Source organism: Microbacterium dauci, assembly GCF_030065535.1.
GTDB lineage: Bacteria > Actinomycetota > Actinomycetes > Actinomycetales > Microbacteriaceae > Microbacterium > Microbacterium dauci.
The window spans coordinates 254,813-272,415 of the sequence record NZ_JASJND010000007.1; the positions used below are offsets into that span (position 1 = coordinate 254,813).

The window sequence follows — 17,603 nt, forward strand, 5'->3', positions numbered from 1 at the left end:
GTGCTCAGTGCTCCGCGATGCGATGGCGGATGCCACGCCGCCGGTAGACTCGCAGGGTCATGTCACCCCGCGCCCTCACGCCTCTGCAGCCCGCCGCGACGCCGCCTGCGCAGATCCGCAATTTCTGCATCATCGCCCACATCGACCACGGGAAGTCCACCCTGGCCGACCGCATGCTGCAGATCACCGGCGTGGTCGCCGACCGCGACATGCGCGCGCAGTACCTCGACCGCATGGACATCGAGCGCGAGCGCGGCATCACGATCAAGTCCCAGGCCGTGCGCATGCCGTGGCAGACGGATGCCGGCACCTTCGCGCTCAACATGATCGACACCCCCGGCCACGTCGACTTCACGTACGAGGTGAGCCGCTCGCTCGCCGCGTGCGAGGGCGCGATCCTCCTGGTCGACGCCGCGCAAGGCATCGAGGCCCAGACGCTCGCGAACCTGTACCTGGCGCTCGAGAACGACCTCCAGATCATCCCCGTCCTCAACAAGATCGACCTGCCGGCGGCCGATCCCGAGAAGTACGCGGCCGAGCTCGCGAATCTCATCGGCGGCAAGCCGGAGGACGTCCTCCGGGTGAGTGGCAAGACCGGCATGGGCGTCGAGTCGCTGCTCGACCTCATCGTCGAGAAGATCCCCGCGCCCGTCGGCGACGCCGACGCCCCGGCGCGCGCGATGATCTTCGACTCCGTCTACGACGCCTACCGCGGCGTCGTCACCTACGTCCGCATGGTCGACGGCAAGCTCGAGCCGCGCGAGCGGATCCAGATGATGTCGTCGAAGGCCGCCCACGACCTCCTCGAGATCGGGGTGTCGAGCCCCGAGCCCGTGCCCACCAAGGGTCTCGGCGTCGGCGAGGTGGGCTACCTCATCACCGGTGTGAAAGATGTCCGCCAGTCCAAGGTCGGCGACACGATCACCAACCATCGCAAGCCCGCATCCGAGGCGCTCGCGGGGTACACCGACCCGAAGCCCATGGTCTTCTCGGGCATCTACCCGATCGACGGCAGCGACTACGCCGAGCTCCGCGAGGCGCTCGACAAGCTGAAACTGTCGGATGCCTCGCTGCAGTACGAGCCCGAGACCTCGGTCGCGCTCGGCTTCGGCTTCCGATGCGGCTTCCTCGGTCTGCTGCACCTCGAGATCATCACCGAGCGCCTCGCGCGCGAGTTCGGGCTCGACCTCATCACGACCGCGCCGTCCGTGACGTACGAGGTGATGACCGACACCGGCGAGACCGTGACGGTGACGAACCCGTCCGAGTACCCCGACGGCCGCGTCGCCGAGGTCTCCGAGCCGGTCGTGAAGGTCGGCATCCTGCTGCCCAAGGACTACGTCGGCACCGTCATGGAGCTCTGCCAGTCCCGCCGCGGCACCCTGCTCGGCATGGACTACCTCAGCGAGGACCGCGTCGAGCTGCGCTACAACATGCCCCTCGGCGAGATCGTCTTCGACTTCTTCGACCACCTGAAGTCCAAGACGCAGGGCTACGCGAGCCTCGACTACGAGCCGGCCGGTTCTCAGACCGCCGACCTCGTCAAGGTCGACATCCTCCTCCAGGGCGAGAAGGTCGACGCGTTCAGCTCGATCGTCCACCGCGAGAAGGCGTACGGCTACGGCACGATGATGACGGAGCGGCTGCGCAAGCTCATCCCGCGCCAGCAGTTCGAGGTCCCGATCCAGGCCGCGATCGGCGCCCGCATCATCGCCCGCGAGAACATCCGCGCGATCCGCAAGGACGTGCTCGCCAAGTGCTACGGCGGTGACATCACCCGCAAGCGCAAACTGCTCGAGAAGCAGAAGGAGGGCAAGAAGCGCATGAAGATGGTCGGCCGCGTCGAGGTCCCCCAGCAGGCGTTCATCGCCGCGTTGTCGGGCGACGTCGAGGGCAAGGACAAGAAGTAGGCTGGTCCGATGCGCCGCGGGAACTTCCAGGCAGGGACCGTCGACTACGCCGCCGTCGGGGCGACGCAGGCCGCCGATCTGATGGGCTATCCGCCCGAGGGCACCGTTCCGGCTGAGGCGTCGTGGCGGATCGGCTCCGGCGAGGCCCGGTTCCGCAGCTCCGCCGAGCAGCTGCTCTCGTGGGGCGCGCTCACCGGCGCAGGCCTGCAGGTGACCGACGTCCGGCCCGCGTCGGGTCCGATGTACTCCGGTGTCGGCTTCGACGCCGAGGGCACGCCGGTGCAGGCGAGTCGACTCGACGAAGACCAGCGCTTCGACGCCGACGGCACGCCGTACGCGAGCCCCGGGGCGACCCTCCGCGTACGCGGCCGCGTGAGCGGGATGCGCGCCGACGCCGAGCTGCGGGTGATCTCGGTGACGGACGAGCCGCGTAAGATCGGGTTCGTGCTCGGGACGGTCGACGGGGCCGTCGTGAGCGGCGAGGAGTCGTTCGCGATCGAGTGGCGCGAGGACGACGAGGTCTGGTTCACGGTCCGTGCCTTCGACCGTCGGGTCGGCTTCCTCTACCGCGTCTGGCGTCCGCTCGTGAAGCGTCGCCGCCGCGAGCTCTTCCAGGGCTACCTGCGGGCGATCTCGCCGCTGTACGCGACCGGAGCCTGATGGGCTCCGCACTCCCGCTCGGCGATCCCGCTCCCGCCGACGGTTCGCTGCCGTCCGACGTCGTGGTCGACCCCGGTACCGACTTCGGCGTCTATCTGCACGTCCCGTTCTGCCGGGTGCGCTGCGGGTACTGCGACTTCAACACTTACACGGCGACCGAGCTGCGCGGTGCCCGGCAGGACGCGTACGCCGACGAGGTGCTCCGTGAGATCGTGCTGTCGCGTCGCGTCCTGGCCGAGCGCGGACCGCTCCGGCCCGCACAGACCGTGTTCTTCGGGGGCGGCACCCCGACGCTGCTGCCTCCGGGCGACCTCGCGCGAATGCTCGACGGCGTCCGCGAGACGTTCGGCGTGGCATCCGACGCCGAGGTCACCGTCGAGGCGAATCCGGACACGATGACGGATGCCACGGCGCAGACACTCGCCGATGCCGGCGTGACCCGGCTCTCGATCGGCATGCAGTCCGCAGTCCCGCACGTGCTCGCCGCGCTCGATCGGACCCACGACCCGGCGAACGTCGCGACGGCGGTCGCCGCCGCGCGCGACGCCGGCCTCGCAGTGAGCCTCGACCTCATCTACGGCGCGCCGGGGGAGTCGCTCGAGGACTGGCGCGCCTCCGTCGAGACCGCCGTGTCGCACGCGCCCGACCACATCTCGGCGTACGCGCTCATCATCGAAGACGGCACGAAGCTCGAGCGCCAGATCCGCCGAGGCGAGGTCGTGGCGCCTGACGACGATCTGCAGGCCGACATGTACGAGCTCGTCGACGAGCGGCTCGCCGCCGCGGGATACGGCTGGTACGAAGTGTCCAACTGGTCGACGTCGACGGCGCAGCGTTCCCGCCACAACCTGTCGTACTGGCAGGGGGCCGACTGGTGGGGGTACGGTCCCGGCGCGCACAGCCACGTCGGCGGGCTCCGCTGGTGGAATGTGAAGCACCCGGCGGCATACGCGCAGCGTCTCGCTGCGGGGGAGTCGCCCGCTGCCGGTCGCGAGCGCCCGGATGCCGAGGCTCGACGTCTCGAGAGCATCCTGCTCCGCTCGCGCATCGTGGACGGGGTCCCGATCGCGGAGGCGACGGATGCCGGTCGCCGCGAGGTGGCATCCCTCATCGCCGACGGCCTCATCGACGGTCCGTCGGCGATCCGCGGCACGGTCGTCCTCACGCGGCAGGGCCGGCTCCTCGCCGACGCCGTCGTCCGCGCCCTGACCACCTGATCGTCGCGTGGAGCTCCCAGCGAGTGCGCTCCGGGCACGGTAGAGTTGGCACTCATCGGATGAGAGTGCCAGCGGAGGAGGGGTGATGGTCTCGGAACGTGGACTGCAGGTGCTGCGGGCGATCGTCCAGGATTACGTCGACACCCGCGAGCCCGTCGGCAGCAAGGCGATCGTCGACCGGCACCACTTCGGGGTGTCCGCTGCGACCATCCGCAACGACATGGCGCTGCTCGAGGATGAAGAGCTCATCGCGGCGCCGCACACCTCGTCGGGCCGCATCCCGACTGACAAGGGCTACCGCGTCTTCGTCGACCACCTCGCCGAGCTCCGTCCGCTGAGCCCCGCGCAGAAGAACGCGATCGGCGCGTTCCTCGCCGACACCGGAGACCTCGATGATCTGCTCGTCCGCACGGTCCGCAGTCTCACCCGGCTGACCGGCCAGGTCGCGATCGTCCAGTACCCCTCGTTCGCACGTGCCGATGTCTCCCACGTCGAGGTCGTGCACCTCGGTGGATCGCGCATCGTCGTCATCGTCGTCACCGACACCGGTCGGGTGTCGCAGCGGGTCGCGTTCCTTGCGTCGGAACCGACCGCCGACGAGACCGCGCACCTCAAGCTCAGCGCCGCGAGCCTGCTGACCGGCAAGAGCGTGCGCGATGGGGCGGCTGCAGTGCAGCGCCTGCTCGAGGCCGACGCGGCGCCGGGTCGCGACGACAACCTGCGGATCGTCCTGCGGACCCTCGCCGAAGAGCTCGAGGAGTTCCGGCAGGACAAGTTGGTGATGGCCGGATCTGCGACGCTCGCACGCCGCGAGGCCGACTTCCGCGGCAGCATCTCGCCGCTGCTCGAGGCGATCGAGGAGCAGGTCACGCTCCTGCGCCTCATGGGCGAGATGGTCGCCGGCGACCACGGCCTGGCGACGAGCATCGGCCGCGAGAACGAGCCGTTCGGGCTCGCCGAGGCCTCGGTGGTCGCGGGGGAGTACGACGTCACGGGGTCGCACGCGCGACTCGGTGTGCTCGGTCCCACACGCATGGACTACCCCAGCAATCTCGCGGCGGTTCGCGCCGTCGCGCACTACTTGAGCCGACTGCTCGAAGAAGACGAGCAGTCGCGCTGAGCGACGCGGCCTCCGGGCCGGAAAGGTGATTGTGGCAGACCACTACGAGGTCCTCGGTGTCGAGCGCGACGCGAGCCCCGATGAGATCAAGAAGGCGTACCGCCGGTTGGCCCGGCAGTTGCACCCGGATGTGAACCCAGGTGAGGACGCGGCCGAGCGGTTCAAGCTCGTCACCCACGCCTACGACGTGCTCAGCGACCCCGAGCAGCGGCAGCGCTACGACCTCGGCGGCGACGGCGGGTTCGGTGGCGGAGCCGGGTTCGGCGGTTTCGGTGACATCTTCGAGACGTTCTTCGGCGGTGGCGGCGGTGGCCCGCGCGCCGGACGCCCCCGTTCGCGCCGTGAGCGCGGCCAGGACGCACTCGTGCGCGTCGACCTCACCCTCGGTGACGTCGTGTTCGGTGTGCACCGCGACCTCGAGGTCGACACGGCCGTGCTGTGCGAGACCTGTCAGGGGTCGTGCTGCCAGCCGGGCACCCAGCCCGTCACGTGCGACATCTGCCACGGCTCGGGACAGGTGCAGCGCACCGTCCGGAGCCTCCTCGGGAACGTCGTGACCTCGCAGCCGTGCACCACGTGCCAGGGATACGGCACGACGATCCCGTACCCGTGCTCGGGATGCCAGGGACAGGGCCGTGTGCGCGCGCGTCGCACCGTGTCGATCGACATCCCCGCCGGCGTCGAGACCGGACTGCGCCTCCAGCTGCCCGGCTCCGGCGAGGTCGGCCCCGCCGGAGGCCCGAACGGCGACCTCTACCTCGAGGTGACGGTCGAGCCGCACGACGTGTTCAGCCGCGACGGCGACGACCTGCTCGCGACCCTCGAAGTTTCGATGGTCGACGCGATCCTCGGCACGAGCGTGACGATCGAGTCGCTCGACGGCCCGGTCGACCTGGACGTGCGCGCCGGCGTGCAGGCGGGCGACGTGCTGACCATCCGCGAGCGCGGCATCACGCCGCTGCGCGGCTCGGGTCGCGGCGACCTCAAGATCGGTGTGCAAGTCGTGACTCCGGGTCACCTCGACCCGAAGTCGCGCGCTCTCATCCAGGAGCTCGCGAAGCGCACGAAGCCGGCACCGCCGCACCTCGCCGAGTTCCACCCGGGACTGTTCGCGAAGCTCCGCGACAAGTTCAAGCGCTGATCGTGGCGCTGCACTTCCTCCTCGAGTCCGCGGCGGATGCCGCCGTCGGCGACGTCGTGGTCCTCGGCGGTGCCGAGGCCCACCACGCCGCCTCGGTGCGACGTGTCCGCGTCGGCGAGGCGGTCACGGTGGGCGACGGCCGTGGCGTGTGGCTGACCGGAACCGTGGCATCCGTGCAGCCCAAGGAAGTGCAGATCGAGGTCACGAGCCGCGAGGACGTGCCCGAGCCGCAGCCGCGCACCGTTCTGGTGCAGGCGCTCGCGAAGGGCGACCGCGACGAGCTCGCGGTGCAGGCCGCGACCGAGCTCGGGATCGACGAGATCGTGCCGTGGCAGGCGTCGCGGAGCGTCAGCCGATGGGATGCCGCGAAGGTGGCGAAGGGCGTCGCGCGGTGGGAGACGATCTCGCGAGAAGCCGCCAAACAGGCGCACCGGCCGCGGTTGGCATCCGTGTCGGCACCCGTGACGACCGCGCAGCTCGCCGCACGCGCCGGAGTCTCGCGGATGCTGATCCTCGAGCCGACCGCCGATGCCGCCCTGACATCGCTCACATGGGATGCCGCGGACGAACGGGACGTCGTCCTCGTCGTAGGGCCGGAGGGCGGCATCGCACCGGACGAGCTCGACGTGCTCCAGGCTGCCGGGGCGACGCTCGTCCGCCTCGGCGACACGGTGCTCCGCACCTCGACGGCCGGGCCCGTCGCGCTCGCCCTCGTGAACGCCGGACTCGGCCGCTGGTGACCCGGCGCCCGGCTCAGCGGAAGGCCTCGCGACTAGACTGGACGGCATGAGCGAGCCGTCGATCTTCACCCGCATCCTCCAGGGCGAGATCCCTTCGGAGATCATCGCCGAGACCGAGAACGCCTTCGCCATCCGCGACATCGCGCCGAAGGCGCCGGTCCACCTCCTCGTCATCCCCAAGACGCCGCAGTACCGCGACGTCGTCGAACTCGCCGCGGGCGACCCGGCGCTGCTGGCCGAGGTCGTCGGCCTCGCGAACACGCTCGCGGGCGAACACACGGACGGCGAGTTCCGCCTTGTCTTCAACACCGGCGCCGCCGCCGGTCAGACCGTCTTCCACGTGCACGCGCACGTGCTCGGCGGTGGCCTCACCGAAGGGAGCCTGGGTGCCTGAGCACACCACGAGCCCGAACGACACCCCCGACCACACCGTCGCCCGCATCTACGCGGACGGCGTCGCCATGGTCCAACTGCTCGGCCCGCAGGACCGGCTGCTGCGCACCGTCGAGCGGGAGCACCCCGACGTGCAGGTGCACGTCCGGGGGAACGAGATCACGCTGACCGGTGCCGCAGACGCCGTCGCACGCGCCCACGAGCTCGTGGACGAACTCATCGGCATGGCCCGGTCGGGGCAGGGCCTCGACCCGAGCGATGTCACGCAGTCGAACCGCATCCTGAACGAGGGCTCCGGCATGCGTCCCTCCGAGGTGCTCGGTGAGGCGATCCTGTCGTCGCGCGGCAAGGTCATCCGTCCGAAGACGATGGGGCAGAAGGAATACGTCGACGCGATCGAGGACCACACGATCGTCTTCGGCATCGGCCCCGCCGGTACCGGAAAGACGTACCTCGCGATGGCGAAGGCCGTGCAGGCGCTCCAGCGCAAGGAAGTCAGCCGCATCATCCTCACGCGGCCAGCCGTCGAGGCGGGAGAGCGGCTCGGGTTCCTGCCCGGCACGCTCACCGACAAGATCGACCCGTATCTGCGGCCGCTGTACGACGCTCTCAACGAGATGATGGACCCCGAGCTGGTGCCCAAGCTCATGGCATCCGGCACCATCGAGGTCGCGCCGCTCGCGTACATGCGAGGTCGCACGCTGAACGATTCGTTCGTCGTGCTCGACGAGGCGCAGAACACGACGCCCGAGCAGATGAAGATGTTCCTCACCCGCCTCGGCTTCGGTACGCGCATGGTCGTGACCGGCGACATCACGCAGATCGACCTGCCGCAGGGCGCGTCGGGGCTGCGGCTCGTGACCCGTGTGCTCAAGGACATCGACGACATCCACTTCTCGATGCTCACGAGCGCGGACGTCGTCCGGCACACGCTCGTCGGCCGCATCGTCGATGCGTACAGCGCCTACGACGAAGAGCGGCTCGCGGCGCGTCGCGACCGAGACGAGGCGAGCGAGTTCGCCAACCGGGCCGAGCGTCGCTCGAGCCTGCGACCGAGCGGTCCGCGCGACCGTCAGCCCAAGCGAGGACGTTCATGACGATCGAGATCACCAACGAGTCGGGCGTCGAGATCGACGAGACCGTGCTGCTGCGGCTCACCGAGCACAACCTGGCCGAGCTGCATGTCAGCCCGGACGCCGACCTCGCGATCCTCCTGGTCGACGAGGGCGCGATGGAGGCGCTGCACGTCCAGTGGATGGACGAGCCCGGCCCGACCGACGTGCTGAGCTTCCCAATGGACGAGCTCCGCCCCGGTACCGACGAGTCGCCGACGCCCGCCGGGCTTCTCGGCGACATCGTGCTCTGCCCGCAGGTCGCCGAGACGCAGGCGCAGGCCGCGAAGCACACGACCGTCGACGAGCTCATCCTGCTCACGACGCACGGACTGCTCCACCTGCTCGGGTTCGACCACGCCGAGCCCGAGGAGGAGCGCGAGATGTTCGGCCTGCAGAAGGAGCTCATCGCGGCGTTCCACGCAAGCGAGCGCCGCCGCCGCGCATGACCGAGATCCTCCTCCTCGTCGCTGCCGTCCTCCTGGTCGCCCTCGGCGGGCTCATGGCCTCGCTCGAGGCCGCGCTCGATGTCACCTCCCGTAGTGACCTCGAGAACCTCGCCGAGACGGCGCGCAGCAAGCGCTCCCTCGAGCGGATCGCTGCGGACCCGGATGCGCACCGCACCGCGGTCGTCTTCATCCGCATCCTCGTCGAGACCGCCGCGGCCGTGCTCGTCACGGTCGCGTTCATGCTCATCTTCGACAACATCTGGTGGGCGATGCTCGCCGCCGTCGTCGTGATGACGATCACCTCATTCGTGCTCGTCGGCGCCTCGCCGCGCGCCGTCGGCCGCCAGCACTCGAAGGGCTTCCTCCGCGCCTGTGCGCCGCTCATCCGCGGCGCGCGCACCGTCCTCGGCCCGCTGGCGCACCTGCTGGTCGTCGTCGGCGACCGGTTGACCCCCGGCATCCACCGAGGCGCGTCGTTCGCGTCGGAGGAGCAGCTGCTGAGCATGGTCGACGAGGCCGCGTCGCAGGCGTTGATCGAGGCCGACGACCGCGATCTCATCCACTCGGTGTTCGACTTCACGGATCGGTTCGTGCGCGCCGTCATGGTGCCCCGGACCGACATGGTGACGGTGGATGCCGCCACCACGACGCAGCAGGCCATGACGCTGTTCCTCGACAAGGGCGTGTCCCGCATCCCCGTCGCCGACGGCGAAGCCGACGACATCACCGGCGTCGTGTACCTGAAGGACCTCGTGCAGTTCGCGTTCCGCGACGAGTCGGCCTGGCGCGGCGTGCCGGTGGCGCAGATCGCGCGCCCCGCGGTTTTCGTGCCGGAGTCGATGCGCGCCGAGACGCTGCTGCAGCAGATGAAGCGCGAGGCCGTGCACGTCTGCCTCGTCGTCGACGAGTACGGCGGCGTGTCGGGGCTCGTGACGCTCGAGGACCTCATCGAGGAGCTCGTGGGCGAGATCGCCGACGAGTACGACTCGCGTCAGACCGAGGTGTCCGACATGGGCGACGGCCGGTTCCGGGTGAGCACCCGCCTGGCCCTCGACGAGGTCGGCGACCTGTTCGGCATCGAGCTCGAAGACGACGACGTCGACTCGATCGGCGGCCTGTTCGGCAAGGCGCTCGGCAGCGTCCCGGTTCCGGGCGCGCGTGTCGAGTACGGCGGCCTCGTGATGACCGGCGGCACCTCTCGCGGCCGCGGTCGCGGGCTCGCCACCGTGTTCGTCGAGCGCTCTGAGAGCCTTGAAGCAGCGGATGCCGCGTTCGCGCCGTCCACCGGAGAGATCCGCATCTCGCGGGGATCGGAGTGACCATGACCGACCGGTCCGGATTCGTGACCTTCGTGGGACGCCCCAACGTCGGCAAGTCGACCTTGACGAACGCCCTCGTCGGCGAGAAGGTCGCCATCACGAGCGACAAGCCGCAAACGACACGCCGCGCGATCCGCGGCATCGTGAACCGCCCCGGCGGCCAGCTCGTGATCGTCGACACCCCCGGCATCCACAAGCCGCGGACGCTCTTGGGTCAGCGCCTCAACGACCTCGTCGAGCAGGTGCTCGGCGATGTCGACGCGATCGGATTCCTGGTGCCCGCGACCGAGAAGGTCGGGCCGGGTGACCGCCGCATCGCGGCATCCCTCGACGGCTACCCGCGCGCGAAGAAGGTCGCGATCGTGACGAAGGTCGACGTGGCCTCGCGCGACGAGATCACCGAGCGGCTCATGGAGGTCGACGCGCTCCGCGAGGACTGGGCCGCCGTCATCCCGCTGTCGGCCGTGACCGACGACCAGCTCGACGTCCTCAGCGACGAGCTGCTGAAGCTCATGCCGACCGGCCCCGCGCTCTACCCGGAGGGCGTCGTCACCGACGAGTCCGTCGAGGACCGGATCGCGGAGATCATCCGCGAGGCGGCGCTCGACGGTGTGCGTGACGAACTGCCGCACTCCATCGCGGTGACGGTGGAGGACATCGCCGACCGTGAGGACAGCGACCTCACCGACGTCTACGCGAACATCGTCGTCGAGCGCGACAGCCAGAAGGCGATCATCATCGGTCGCAAGGGCTCGCGCCTCGCCGACGTGGGTGCGCGCGCCCGTGCCGGCATCGAGCCGTTGCTCGGGCGCCGCGTGTTCCTCTCGCTGCACGTGCGCGTCGCCAAGGAATGGCAGCGCGACCCGAAGCAGCTCGGCCGGCTCGGGTTCTGAGGCCGCCATGGCGCACGCGTGGTTCGGGACCGGTCCCGACGGCATCGACGACTGGAGGTTCGCCTCGGTCGAGGTGCCGGCACCAGGTCCCGGCGAGGTGACCATCCGGGTGCATGCTGCGGGGATGAACCCCGCCGACGCGAAGTTCAGCAGCCGTCCCGTCGGGGCGGACCCTGCCCGGATCGGCTACGAGGTCTCGGGTGAGCTGACCGCCATCGGCCCCGACACCGAGATCAGCTCCGGCGCCGCTGCCGTCGGGGACGACGTGCTCGCGTTCCGCGTCAGCGGCGGCTACGCGACCGAGCTCGCCGTCCCCGCGAGCAAGGTGTTCCACAAGCCCGCCACCCTCACCCACCCCGAGGCGGCGAACCTGCTCCTCGCCGGCACGACTGCGGCCGAGCTCGTAGACCGGAGCGGCGCCGTCGCCGGCGACACGATCCTGCTGCACGGTGCGTCCGGTGGCGTCGGCGTGAGCGTGTTGCAGCAGGCCGCAGCGCTCGGGATCCGCGTCGTCGGCACCGCGAGTGCGGCCAACGCCGACGCAGTGCGCCGGTACGGCGGCATCCCGATCGCGTACGGCGACGGACTCGAACAGCGGGCGACGGATGCCGCGGGCGCGCCCTTCGTCGCGGCGCTCGACGCCGTCGGCACCGATGAGGCGATCGCGGTGTCGCTCGCGCTCGTCGCCGACCCGGCGCGCATCATCACCATCGTGCGCGCCGACCGGGTGGAGCCGGACGGCATCGTCATGATCGGTGGCATGAAGAAGTCGAGCGCGGAGTTCCGCGACGCGGCGCGACCGCGCATCGTCGAGCTCGCCGCGCGAGGCCTGTTGACCGTACCCGTCGCGCGCACCTTTCCGCTCGCCGACGCACAGGAGGCTGCCCGCCTGCTCATGACCGGGCACGCCGGCGGCAACCTCGCGCTCCTGCCCTGAGTCCAGACTTACGGGAGCGGCGTGATCGCAGACCGGATGATCACCGTGTCGGCGCCGAAGTCCGCGTCCGCGGCATCCTGCCACGTTCCGTCGTCCCAGACGACGTCGACCCACAGCCAGCCGTTCTCGGGGTACGAGGCGAGGTACGTCTCGCCGAGCAGGTCGGGGAGTTGCTCCTGCAGGTCGAGCAGGTCGGCCTCGTCGCCCGCGCCGGGCTCGCCGCCGGTCGGGTCCTCGCGCATGATCGGGTCGTAGAGCGCGAGCATGATTGGCGCCTGCGTGACGGCGAACGTGGTGCCGTCGTAGGTGCCCTGCACCGCGTACGAGCCCCAGGTGACGTCGCCCGATGACTCCGAGCCGTCGACGCCCTCCCACGACCAGTCTTCGAGCGGGATGCCGCTGCACTGGGGTGGATACGACTCGGCGACCGCACCCAAGCACAGTTCGATGCCGTCAGGGGTGTCCATGACCGTCCCCTGCGCGACGACCTCGCCGGTGGGTGGTCCCGGGAACACGACGCCGAGCGACGGCTCCGGCGAGGTGGACGGAGCGGCGCCGGGGGCACCGGCATCCGCCGGGGTGGCGCAGGAAGCGAGCAGGAGCGCGGCGCCGGCGACGAGTCCCGCGGCGAGGTGACGGTGCATCATGCCCGAGGAGTGTCGGGATGCCGCGGATCGTCTCACGGCCGGTCCGCGCCGGCGATCGGGTGTACTGTGGTCGGCATGCGCGTCGGCTCGCTCCTTCTTAGCTGCCGCGGCGAGAGCTCGTAAGACCAGGGCCACTCTCGTCGCGGAGCTTTTCCGTGGGCCCGAACCACGATGACGAGAGAAGTAGCCACATCATGCGAAACACCCAGAAGCCCACCGCCGCGCCGATCCACAAGTACCGGCCGTTCCACGAGCAGATCCGCGTCGACCTGCCCGACCGCACCTGGCCCGCGAAGCGCATCGAGACCGCGCCGCGCTGGTGCGCCGTCGACCTGCGCGACGGCAACCAGGCGCTCATCGACCCGATGAGCCCCGAGCGCAAGCGCGTCATGTTCGAGCTGCTCGTCGGCATGGGGTACAAGGAGATCGAGGTCGGCTTCCCGAGCGCGAGCCAGACCGACTTCGACTTCGTGCGCCAGCTCATCGAAGAGGGCCTCATCCCCGACGATGTCACCATCCAGGTGCTGACCCAGGCGCGCGAGCACCTCATCAAGCGCACCTACGAGGCCATCGCCGGTGCGAAGCAGGCGATCGTCCACCTCTACAACTCAACGAGTGTGCTGCAGCGCGAGGTCGTCTTCCGCACCGACCAGCAGGGCATCATCGACATCGCCCTCGAGGGTGCACGCCTGTGCCGCGAGTACGAGAAGACGATCCCCGAGACCGACGTCTACTACGAGTACTCGCCCGAGAGCTACACCGGCACCGAGCTCGAGTTCGCCGTCAACGTCTGCAACCAAGTCATCGAGATCTTCGAGCCGACGCCCGACCGCAAGGTCATCATCAACCTCCCGGCCACTGTCGAGATGGCGACGCCGAACGTGTACGCCGACTCGATCGAGTGGATGAGCCGTCACCTGGCGCACCGCGAGAACGTCATCCTGTCGCTCCACCCGCACAACGACCGCGGCACCGCGATCGCCGCTGCCGAGCTGGGCTACATGGCCGGCGCCGACCGAATCGAAGGATGCCTCTTCGGCAACGGCGAGCGCACCGGCAACGTCGACCTGGTCGCCCTCGGCATCAACCTGCTGACGCAGGGCATCGACCCGCAGATCGACTTCAGCGACATCGACCACGTCAAGCGCACCGCCGAGTACTGCAACCAGCTGCCGGTGCCCGAGCGCAGCCCGTGGGCCGGCGACCTCGTGTTCACCGCGTTCAGCGGTTCGCACCAGGACGCGATCAAGAAGGGCTTCGAGGCGATGGCGGCGAAGGCCGCGGCATCCGGTGTCTCGGTCGACGAGATCGAATGGGCCGTGCCATACCTGCCGATCGACCCGAAGGACCTCGGGCGCTCGTACGAGGCCGTCATCCGCGTGAACTCGCAGTCGGGCAAGGGCGGCGTCGCCTACTTGCTGAAGACCGACCACGCGCTCGACCTGCCCCGAAAGCTGCAGATCGAGTTCTCGGGTGTCGTGCAGACGAAGACGGATGCCGACGGCGGCGAAGTCTCGAGCGACCAGATCTGGGCGATCTTCTCGGACGAGTACCTGCCCGCGTCTGCCGCCGACGAGAAGTGGGGCCGGTTCGAACTGCTGTCCACGCGCACGCAGAGCGACATGTCGGGCGAGGTCTCGCTCGACGTCACGTTGCGCGACGGTGACGAGCGCGTCGCGACGACGGGGATCGGCAACGGTCCGGTGTCGGCGTTCATCGAAGTCATGCGTGCGAAGGGTTTCGACGTCACGCTCTACGACTACGTCGAGCACACCATGAGCGCGGGCGGTGACGCCCAGGCGGCCGCCTACGTCGAGCTGCAGGTCGACGATGTGCGCCTGTGGGGCGTCGGCATCGATGGCGACATCTCGACCGCGAGCCTCAAGGCGATCGTGTCGTGCGTCAACCGTGCGATCCGGACGCGCTCCCGCGACGGCGAGCTCACCGCGGTCTAAGCCCGGCCTCGGCCGCGGCCTCACGGCCGTGCGCCGCGGGTCCGCGGCCGCGCTCCGTCCGGCGCTGGCTGCGGCATTGGCTCGTAGTATCCGTCCCGGCATCCGCCAGCCACCCATCGCGGCATCCGCCCAGCCGAACGGCGAGAGAACACCGCTGCGCCGAGAGAACGGTTGCGACCCGTTCTCTCGGCGCGCAGGTGTTCTCTGGCGGCGGGCTTCTCTCACACCGAGCGGATGCCGCACCGAGCGGATGCCGCGCGCCGCTTAGGAGCGGATGATCGGGATCGCGGAGGTCTCCACGGCCACCTTGCGGCGGTAGAGCGCGCGCTGCTCGGGCAGCGAGATGTCGAAGATCACGGCGAGCAGGCGGATCACCGTGGTGACCCCGATGCACGCGACTGCGGCGGGGACCGCGGGGACCCCGAATGCGTCGAGGACGGCGTAGGCGGCGGCCCCGCCGCCCGCCGCGACCGCGTAGAGCGATCCGACGTGCATCATCGCGACGGGCAGCCCCATGAACACGTCGCGGAGGAGGCCACCGCCGACCGCGGCGCACACGCCGACGAAGATCGCGGGGATGGGCGGCAGGCCGAGCGCGAACGCCTTCGTCGTGCCGAACGCGCCGAACATCCCGATCACCACGGCGTCGAGGCCGACGATGACGGCGTTGAGTCGCTGGAACACGTTCGCGAGCAGCATCCCGACGAGGGCGGCGCCCGTCGCGGTGAGGAGGTACCAGTTGCTCTGCAGGGCCGCCGGGGTCGTGTTCAGCAGCAGGTCGCGGATCATGCCGCCGCCGAGGCCCATCACGATGCCGATGATCGCGACGCCGAGCAGATCGAGGCGGCGCTGGCCCACGAAACCCGACGCGAACAGGGCGCCCTGGACGCCGCCGAGTCCCACCGCGGTGAGGTCGGCCCAGAGCGGGATGAGGAACTGCGGCTCGGTCACGCCTTCATTGTCCCCTGCGCGCGGGATAATCGGATGGTGCCCACCTACCGCGATGAAGTCGTGGTCCTGCGCACCCACAAACTGGGGGAGGCGGACCGCATCGTCACGATGCTCAGCCGTCGCCACGGCAAGATCCGCGCGGTCGCGAAGGGCGTGCGTCGCACGTCATCGAAGTTCGGCGCGCGGCTCGAGCCCTTCATGGTGGCGGACGTGCAGCTCTACAAGGGGCGTTCGCTCGACATCGTGCAGCAGGCCGAGTCGCTCGGTGCCTACGGCGCCGACATCGTGCCCGACTACGAGCGGTACACCGCGGCATCCGCGATGGCGGAGACCGCCGACCGGTTGAACGAGTCCGAGGCGACGCCGCAGCAGTACCTGCTGCTCCTCGGCGGGCTCCGGGCACTCTCTCGCGGCGAGCACGCGTCGCGGTCGGTCCTCGACTCCTACCTGCTGCGTGTCATGTCGCTGTCAGGTTGGGCGCCGTCGCTGCAGGCGTGTGCTCGATGCGGCGCGCCGGGTCCGCACGAGTGGTTCGTCGCGCAGCTCGGCGGCGTCGTATGCAGCTCGTGCGCACCGACGGGGTCCGCGCGCATGGCACCGGAGACCGGCGACCTCCTCCGCGCGTTGCTCGCGGGGGAGTGGGATGTGGTGGATGCCGCATCGGCCGGCGCCTCCGCCGCCTCCTCGGGCCTCATCTCGGCCTATGCGCAGTTCCACCTCGAGCGCGGCATCCGCTCGCTGTCACATCTGGAGGCGCCTCGGTGAGTCCGAAGCCGTACACGCACCGCGACGCGGTGCCCTACCGCCCGCTCGACTGGACCGGCGTGTACCCGCCCGCGTTCCCGAAGGGCGGCGTGCCGAACCATGTCGCGATCGTGATGGACGGCAACGGCCGCTGGGCGAATCGCCGCGGCCTCACCCGCATCGAGGGGCACCGTGCGGGCGAGGAGGTTCTGCTCGACGTCGTCGCCGGTGCGGTACAGGCCGGCGTGAAGCACCTCAGCGTGTACGCGTTCTCGACCGAGAACTGGAGCCGGTCGCCCGAGGAAGTGCGCTTCCTCATGGGCTACAACCGCGACGTGCTGCACCGCCGTCGCGATCAGCTCAACGAGTGGGGCGTCCGAGTGCGCTGGGCGGGCCGGAAGCCGCGACTGTGGGGCTCGGTCATCAAGGAGCTGCAATACGCGGAGGAGCTCACCCGCGGCAACGACACGCTCACGCTGACGATGTGCGTCAACTACGGCGGGCGGCACGAGCTCATCGACGCGATGCGGGCGATGGGGGAGCAGATCGCCGCCGGGCGCCTGAAGCCGTCGGCGATCACCGAGAAGCTCCTGCGCCGTCACCTGTACGTGCCGGACATGCCCGACGTCGACCTGTTCATCCGCTCGAGCGGAGAGCAGCGGACGTCGAACTTCCTCCTCTGGGAGGCCGCGTACGCCGAGATGGTCTTCCTCGACACGCTGTGGCCCGACTTCTCGCGCACCGACCTGTGGGGCGCCATCGAGCTGTTCCTCTCTCGCGACCGTCGTTTCGGCGGAGCCGTTGACACGCCGACCGCCGGTTGACCTCAGGCGACGACGACTGAAGCCGGACCCGCGAGCCAGCCCGCGATGTCGCGACGGCTCGACAATCGGACGACGGTGAGCCCGTACTCGGCGGCGACCCGCGGCATCCGCTGCTTCCAGGTGTCGTGCGTTCGCATCTCCCACCGCAAGATGTGGTCGCGATCGCGGAAGACGGTCCAGAGTGGCGGTTCGACATTGCCGTTCCAGAGCAGTTCGCGTGTCAGACCACGCCGCACCGTTCGGCGGAACAGCTGGGTGCGGGCGACCGACCGCGGCAGGTCGAGCCAGATGGCGAGGTCGGCCCGCGCACCCAGGATCTGACCGCCGCCGGAGCTGAAGTAACCCCACTCCGACACCCAGCGTTCGCCTGAAGCGATGCACCGGACGTCGTCGAGGAACTCCGGGCGCGGCGTCCAGTTCGGACCGTGATAGAGCGAGTCGAGCTCGGTGTACGGCATTGACCAGAGCGCCGCGAGCCGACGGGCGAGCGTCGACTTTCCCGCGCCGGTCGTCCCGGCGATGACGACGCGGCGAGGCGCGCGGGGGAGTGGATCATGCGCCGAGAGCATGTCGCCAGCGTAGATCGCCGCA

At 69.9% G+C, this 17,603-nt stretch carries 18 protein-coding genes; 15 read left to right on the forward strand and 3 right to left on the reverse strand.

Features of this window, described 5'->3' with window-relative positions:
• The first annotated feature begins 59 nt into the window (after positions 1-59).
• From lepA to QNI14_RS12735, 12 genes are all read left to right on the forward strand, one after another.
• Positions 60-1,910 (forward strand): translation elongation factor 4, encoded by a 1,851-nt coding sequence (gene lepA / locus QNI14_RS12680; RefSeq protein WP_283716984.1) that lies wholly within the window; start codon positions 60-62, stop codon positions 1,908-1,910.
• A gap of 9 nt (positions 1,911-1,919) precedes the next feature.
• On the forward strand, positions 1,920-2,570 hold the full coding sequence (locus QNI14_RS12685) for a DUF1990 domain-containing protein (protein WP_283716985.1): 651 nt from the start codon (positions 1,920-1,922) through the stop codon (positions 2,568-2,570).
• Positions 2,570-3,787 carry a radical SAM family heme chaperone HemW gene (hemW, locus tag QNI14_RS12690; protein WP_283716986.1) on the forward strand — a complete coding sequence of 406 codons (1,218 nt, stop codon included), beginning with the start codon at positions 2,570-2,572 and terminating at the stop codon, positions 3,785-3,787. The genes QNI14_RS12685 and hemW overlap by 1 nt, the downstream gene beginning before the upstream one ends.
• 85 nt (positions 3,788-3,872) lie before the next feature.
• Positions 3,873-4,907: a heat-inducible transcriptional repressor HrcA gene (gene hrcA, locus QNI14_RS12695; protein WP_283716987.1), complete on the forward strand. Its 1,035-nt coding sequence runs from the start codon at positions 3,873-3,875 to the stop codon at positions 4,905-4,907.
• Between the two features lie 31 nt (positions 4,908-4,938).
• Positions 4,939-6,048 carry a molecular chaperone DnaJ gene (dnaJ, locus tag QNI14_RS12700; RefSeq protein WP_283716988.1) on the forward strand — a complete coding sequence of 370 codons (1,110 nt, stop codon included), beginning with the start codon at positions 4,939-4,941 and terminating at the stop codon, positions 6,046-6,048.
• A gap of 2 nt (positions 6,049-6,050) precedes the next feature.
• Positions 6,051-6,788: a 16S rRNA (uracil(1498)-N(3))-methyltransferase gene (locus tag QNI14_RS12705; protein ID WP_283716989.1), complete on the forward strand. Its 738-nt coding sequence runs from the start codon at positions 6,051-6,053 to the stop codon at positions 6,786-6,788.
• Between the two features lie 46 nt (positions 6,789-6,834).
• A complete protein-coding gene (locus QNI14_RS12710; protein ID WP_283716990.1) occupies positions 6,835-7,182 on the forward strand; it encodes an HIT domain-containing protein in 348 nt (115 codons plus the stop codon).
• A gap of 67 nt (positions 7,183-7,249) precedes the next feature.
• The gene (locus QNI14_RS12715) at positions 7,250-8,278 is read left to right on the forward strand and encodes a PhoH family protein (protein ID WP_283717129.1); all 1,029 of its coding nucleotides are present in this window, start codon (positions 7,250-7,252) and stop codon (positions 8,276-8,278) included.
• On the forward strand, positions 8,275-8,742 hold the full coding sequence (gene ybeY, locus QNI14_RS12720) for an rRNA maturation RNase YbeY (RefSeq protein ID WP_283716991.1): 468 nt from the start codon (positions 8,275-8,277) through the stop codon (positions 8,740-8,742). Before QNI14_RS12715 ends, ybeY begins: the two co-directional genes overlap by 4 nt.
• On the forward strand, positions 8,739-10,061 hold the full coding sequence (locus QNI14_RS12725) for a hemolysin family protein (protein WP_283716992.1): 1,323 nt from the start codon (positions 8,739-8,741) through the stop codon (positions 10,059-10,061). The genes ybeY and QNI14_RS12725 overlap by 4 nt, the downstream gene beginning before the upstream one ends.
• A gap of 2 nt (positions 10,062-10,063) precedes the next feature.
• Positions 10,064-10,954 carry a GTPase Era gene (gene era / locus QNI14_RS12730; protein ID WP_283716993.1) on the forward strand — a complete coding sequence of 297 codons (891 nt, stop codon included), beginning with the start codon at positions 10,064-10,066 and terminating at the stop codon, positions 10,952-10,954.
• A 7-nt stretch (positions 10,955-10,961) separates the two neighbouring features.
• Positions 10,962-11,891: an NADP-dependent oxidoreductase gene (locus tag QNI14_RS12735; RefSeq protein ID WP_283716994.1), complete on the forward strand. Its 930-nt coding sequence runs from the start codon at positions 10,962-10,964 to the stop codon at positions 11,889-11,891.
• An 8-nt stretch (positions 11,892-11,899) separates the two neighbouring features.
• Here QNI14_RS12735 and QNI14_RS12740 read toward each other — a convergent pair whose 3' ends face one another.
• Positions 11,900-12,538, reverse strand: a complete 639-nt coding sequence (locus tag QNI14_RS12740) for a hypothetical protein (protein WP_283716995.1) — start codon at positions 12,536-12,538, stop codon at positions 11,900-11,902.
• 194 nt (positions 12,539-12,732) lie between these two features.
• Between QNI14_RS12740 and leuA the strand changes: the two genes are divergently transcribed.
• A complete protein-coding gene (gene leuA / locus QNI14_RS12745; protein WP_283716996.1) occupies positions 12,733-14,493 on the forward strand; it encodes a 2-isopropylmalate synthase in 1,761 nt (586 codons plus the stop codon).
• A 264-nt stretch (positions 14,494-14,757) separates the two neighbouring features.
• On the opposite strand, the gene QNI14_RS12750 is transcribed toward leuA, so the two are convergent.
• The gene (locus QNI14_RS12750; RefSeq protein ID WP_283716997.1) at positions 14,758-15,444 is read right to left on the reverse strand and encodes a trimeric intracellular cation channel family protein; all 687 of its coding nucleotides are present in this window, start codon (positions 15,442-15,444) and stop codon (positions 14,758-14,760) included.
• Between the two features lie 36 nt (positions 15,445-15,480).
• Here QNI14_RS12750 and recO point away from each other — a divergent pair, with 36 nt between their 5' ends.
• Positions 15,481-16,209, forward strand: coding sequence for a DNA repair protein RecO (gene recO, locus QNI14_RS12755; RefSeq protein WP_283716998.1), 729 nt, complete (start codon positions 15,481-15,483; stop codon positions 16,207-16,209).
• Complete coding sequence (locus QNI14_RS12760; protein ID WP_283716999.1) at positions 16,206-17,012, forward strand: isoprenyl transferase; 807 nt, start codon at positions 16,206-16,208, stop codon at positions 17,010-17,012. The genes recO and QNI14_RS12760 overlap by 4 nt, the downstream gene beginning before the upstream one ends.
• Before the next feature lie 2 nt (positions 17,013-17,014).
• Here the strand turns inward: QNI14_RS12760 and QNI14_RS12765 are convergent, their stop codons facing one another.
• On the reverse strand, positions 17,015-17,581 hold the full coding sequence (locus QNI14_RS12765; protein WP_283717000.1) for a P-loop NTPase family protein: 567 nt from the start codon (positions 17,579-17,581) through the stop codon (positions 17,015-17,017).
• Between the last annotated feature and the right edge of the window lie 22 nt (positions 17,582-17,603).

Excerpts from the sequence above, each read along its gene's own strand:
- lepA (WP_283716984.1), top strand. The coding sequence starts at position 60 with ATGTCACCCCGCGCCCTCACGCCTCTGCAGCCCGCCGCGACGCCGCCT.
- QNI14_RS12685 (WP_283716985.1), top strand. The coding sequence starts at position 1,920 with ATGCGCCGCGGGAACTTCCAGGCAGGGACCGTCGACTACGCCGCCGTC.
- hemW (WP_283716986.1), top strand. The coding sequence starts at position 2,570 with ATGGGCTCCGCACTCCCGCTCGGCGATCCCGCTCCCGCCGACGGTTCG.
- hrcA (WP_283716987.1), top strand. The coding sequence starts at position 3,873 with ATGGTCTCGGAACGTGGACTGCAGGTGCTGCGGGCGATCGTCCAGGAT.
- QNI14_RS12710 (WP_283716990.1), top strand. The coding sequence starts at position 6,835 with ATGAGCGAGCCGTCGATCTTCACCCGCATCCTCCAGGGCGAGATCCCT.
- QNI14_RS12715 (WP_283717129.1), top strand. The coding sequence starts at position 7,250 with ATGGTCCAACTGCTCGGCCCGCAGGACCGGCTGCTGCGCACCGTCGAG.
- ybeY (WP_283716991.1), top strand. The coding sequence starts at position 8,275 with ATGACGATCGAGATCACCAACGAGTCGGGCGTCGAGATCGACGAGACC.
- QNI14_RS12725 (WP_283716992.1), top strand. The coding sequence starts at position 8,739 with ATGACCGAGATCCTCCTCCTCGTCGCTGCCGTCCTCCTGGTCGCCCTC.
- era (WP_283716993.1), top strand. The coding sequence starts at position 10,064 with ATGACCGACCGGTCCGGATTCGTGACCTTCGTGGGACGCCCCAACGTC.
- QNI14_RS12735 (WP_283716994.1), top strand. The coding sequence starts at position 10,962 with ATGGCGCACGCGTGGTTCGGGACCGGTCCCGACGGCATCGACGACTGG.
- QNI14_RS12740 (WP_283716995.1), bottom strand. The coding sequence starts at position 12,538 with ATGATGCACCGTCACCTCGCCGCGGGACTCGTCGCCGGCGCCGCGCTC.
- leuA (WP_283716996.1), top strand. The coding sequence starts at position 12,733 with ATGCGAAACACCCAGAAGCCCACCGCCGCGCCGATCCACAAGTACCGG.
- QNI14_RS12765 (WP_283717000.1), bottom strand. The coding sequence starts at position 17,581 with ATGCTCTCGGCGCATGATCCACTCCCCCGCGCGCCTCGCCGCGTCGTC.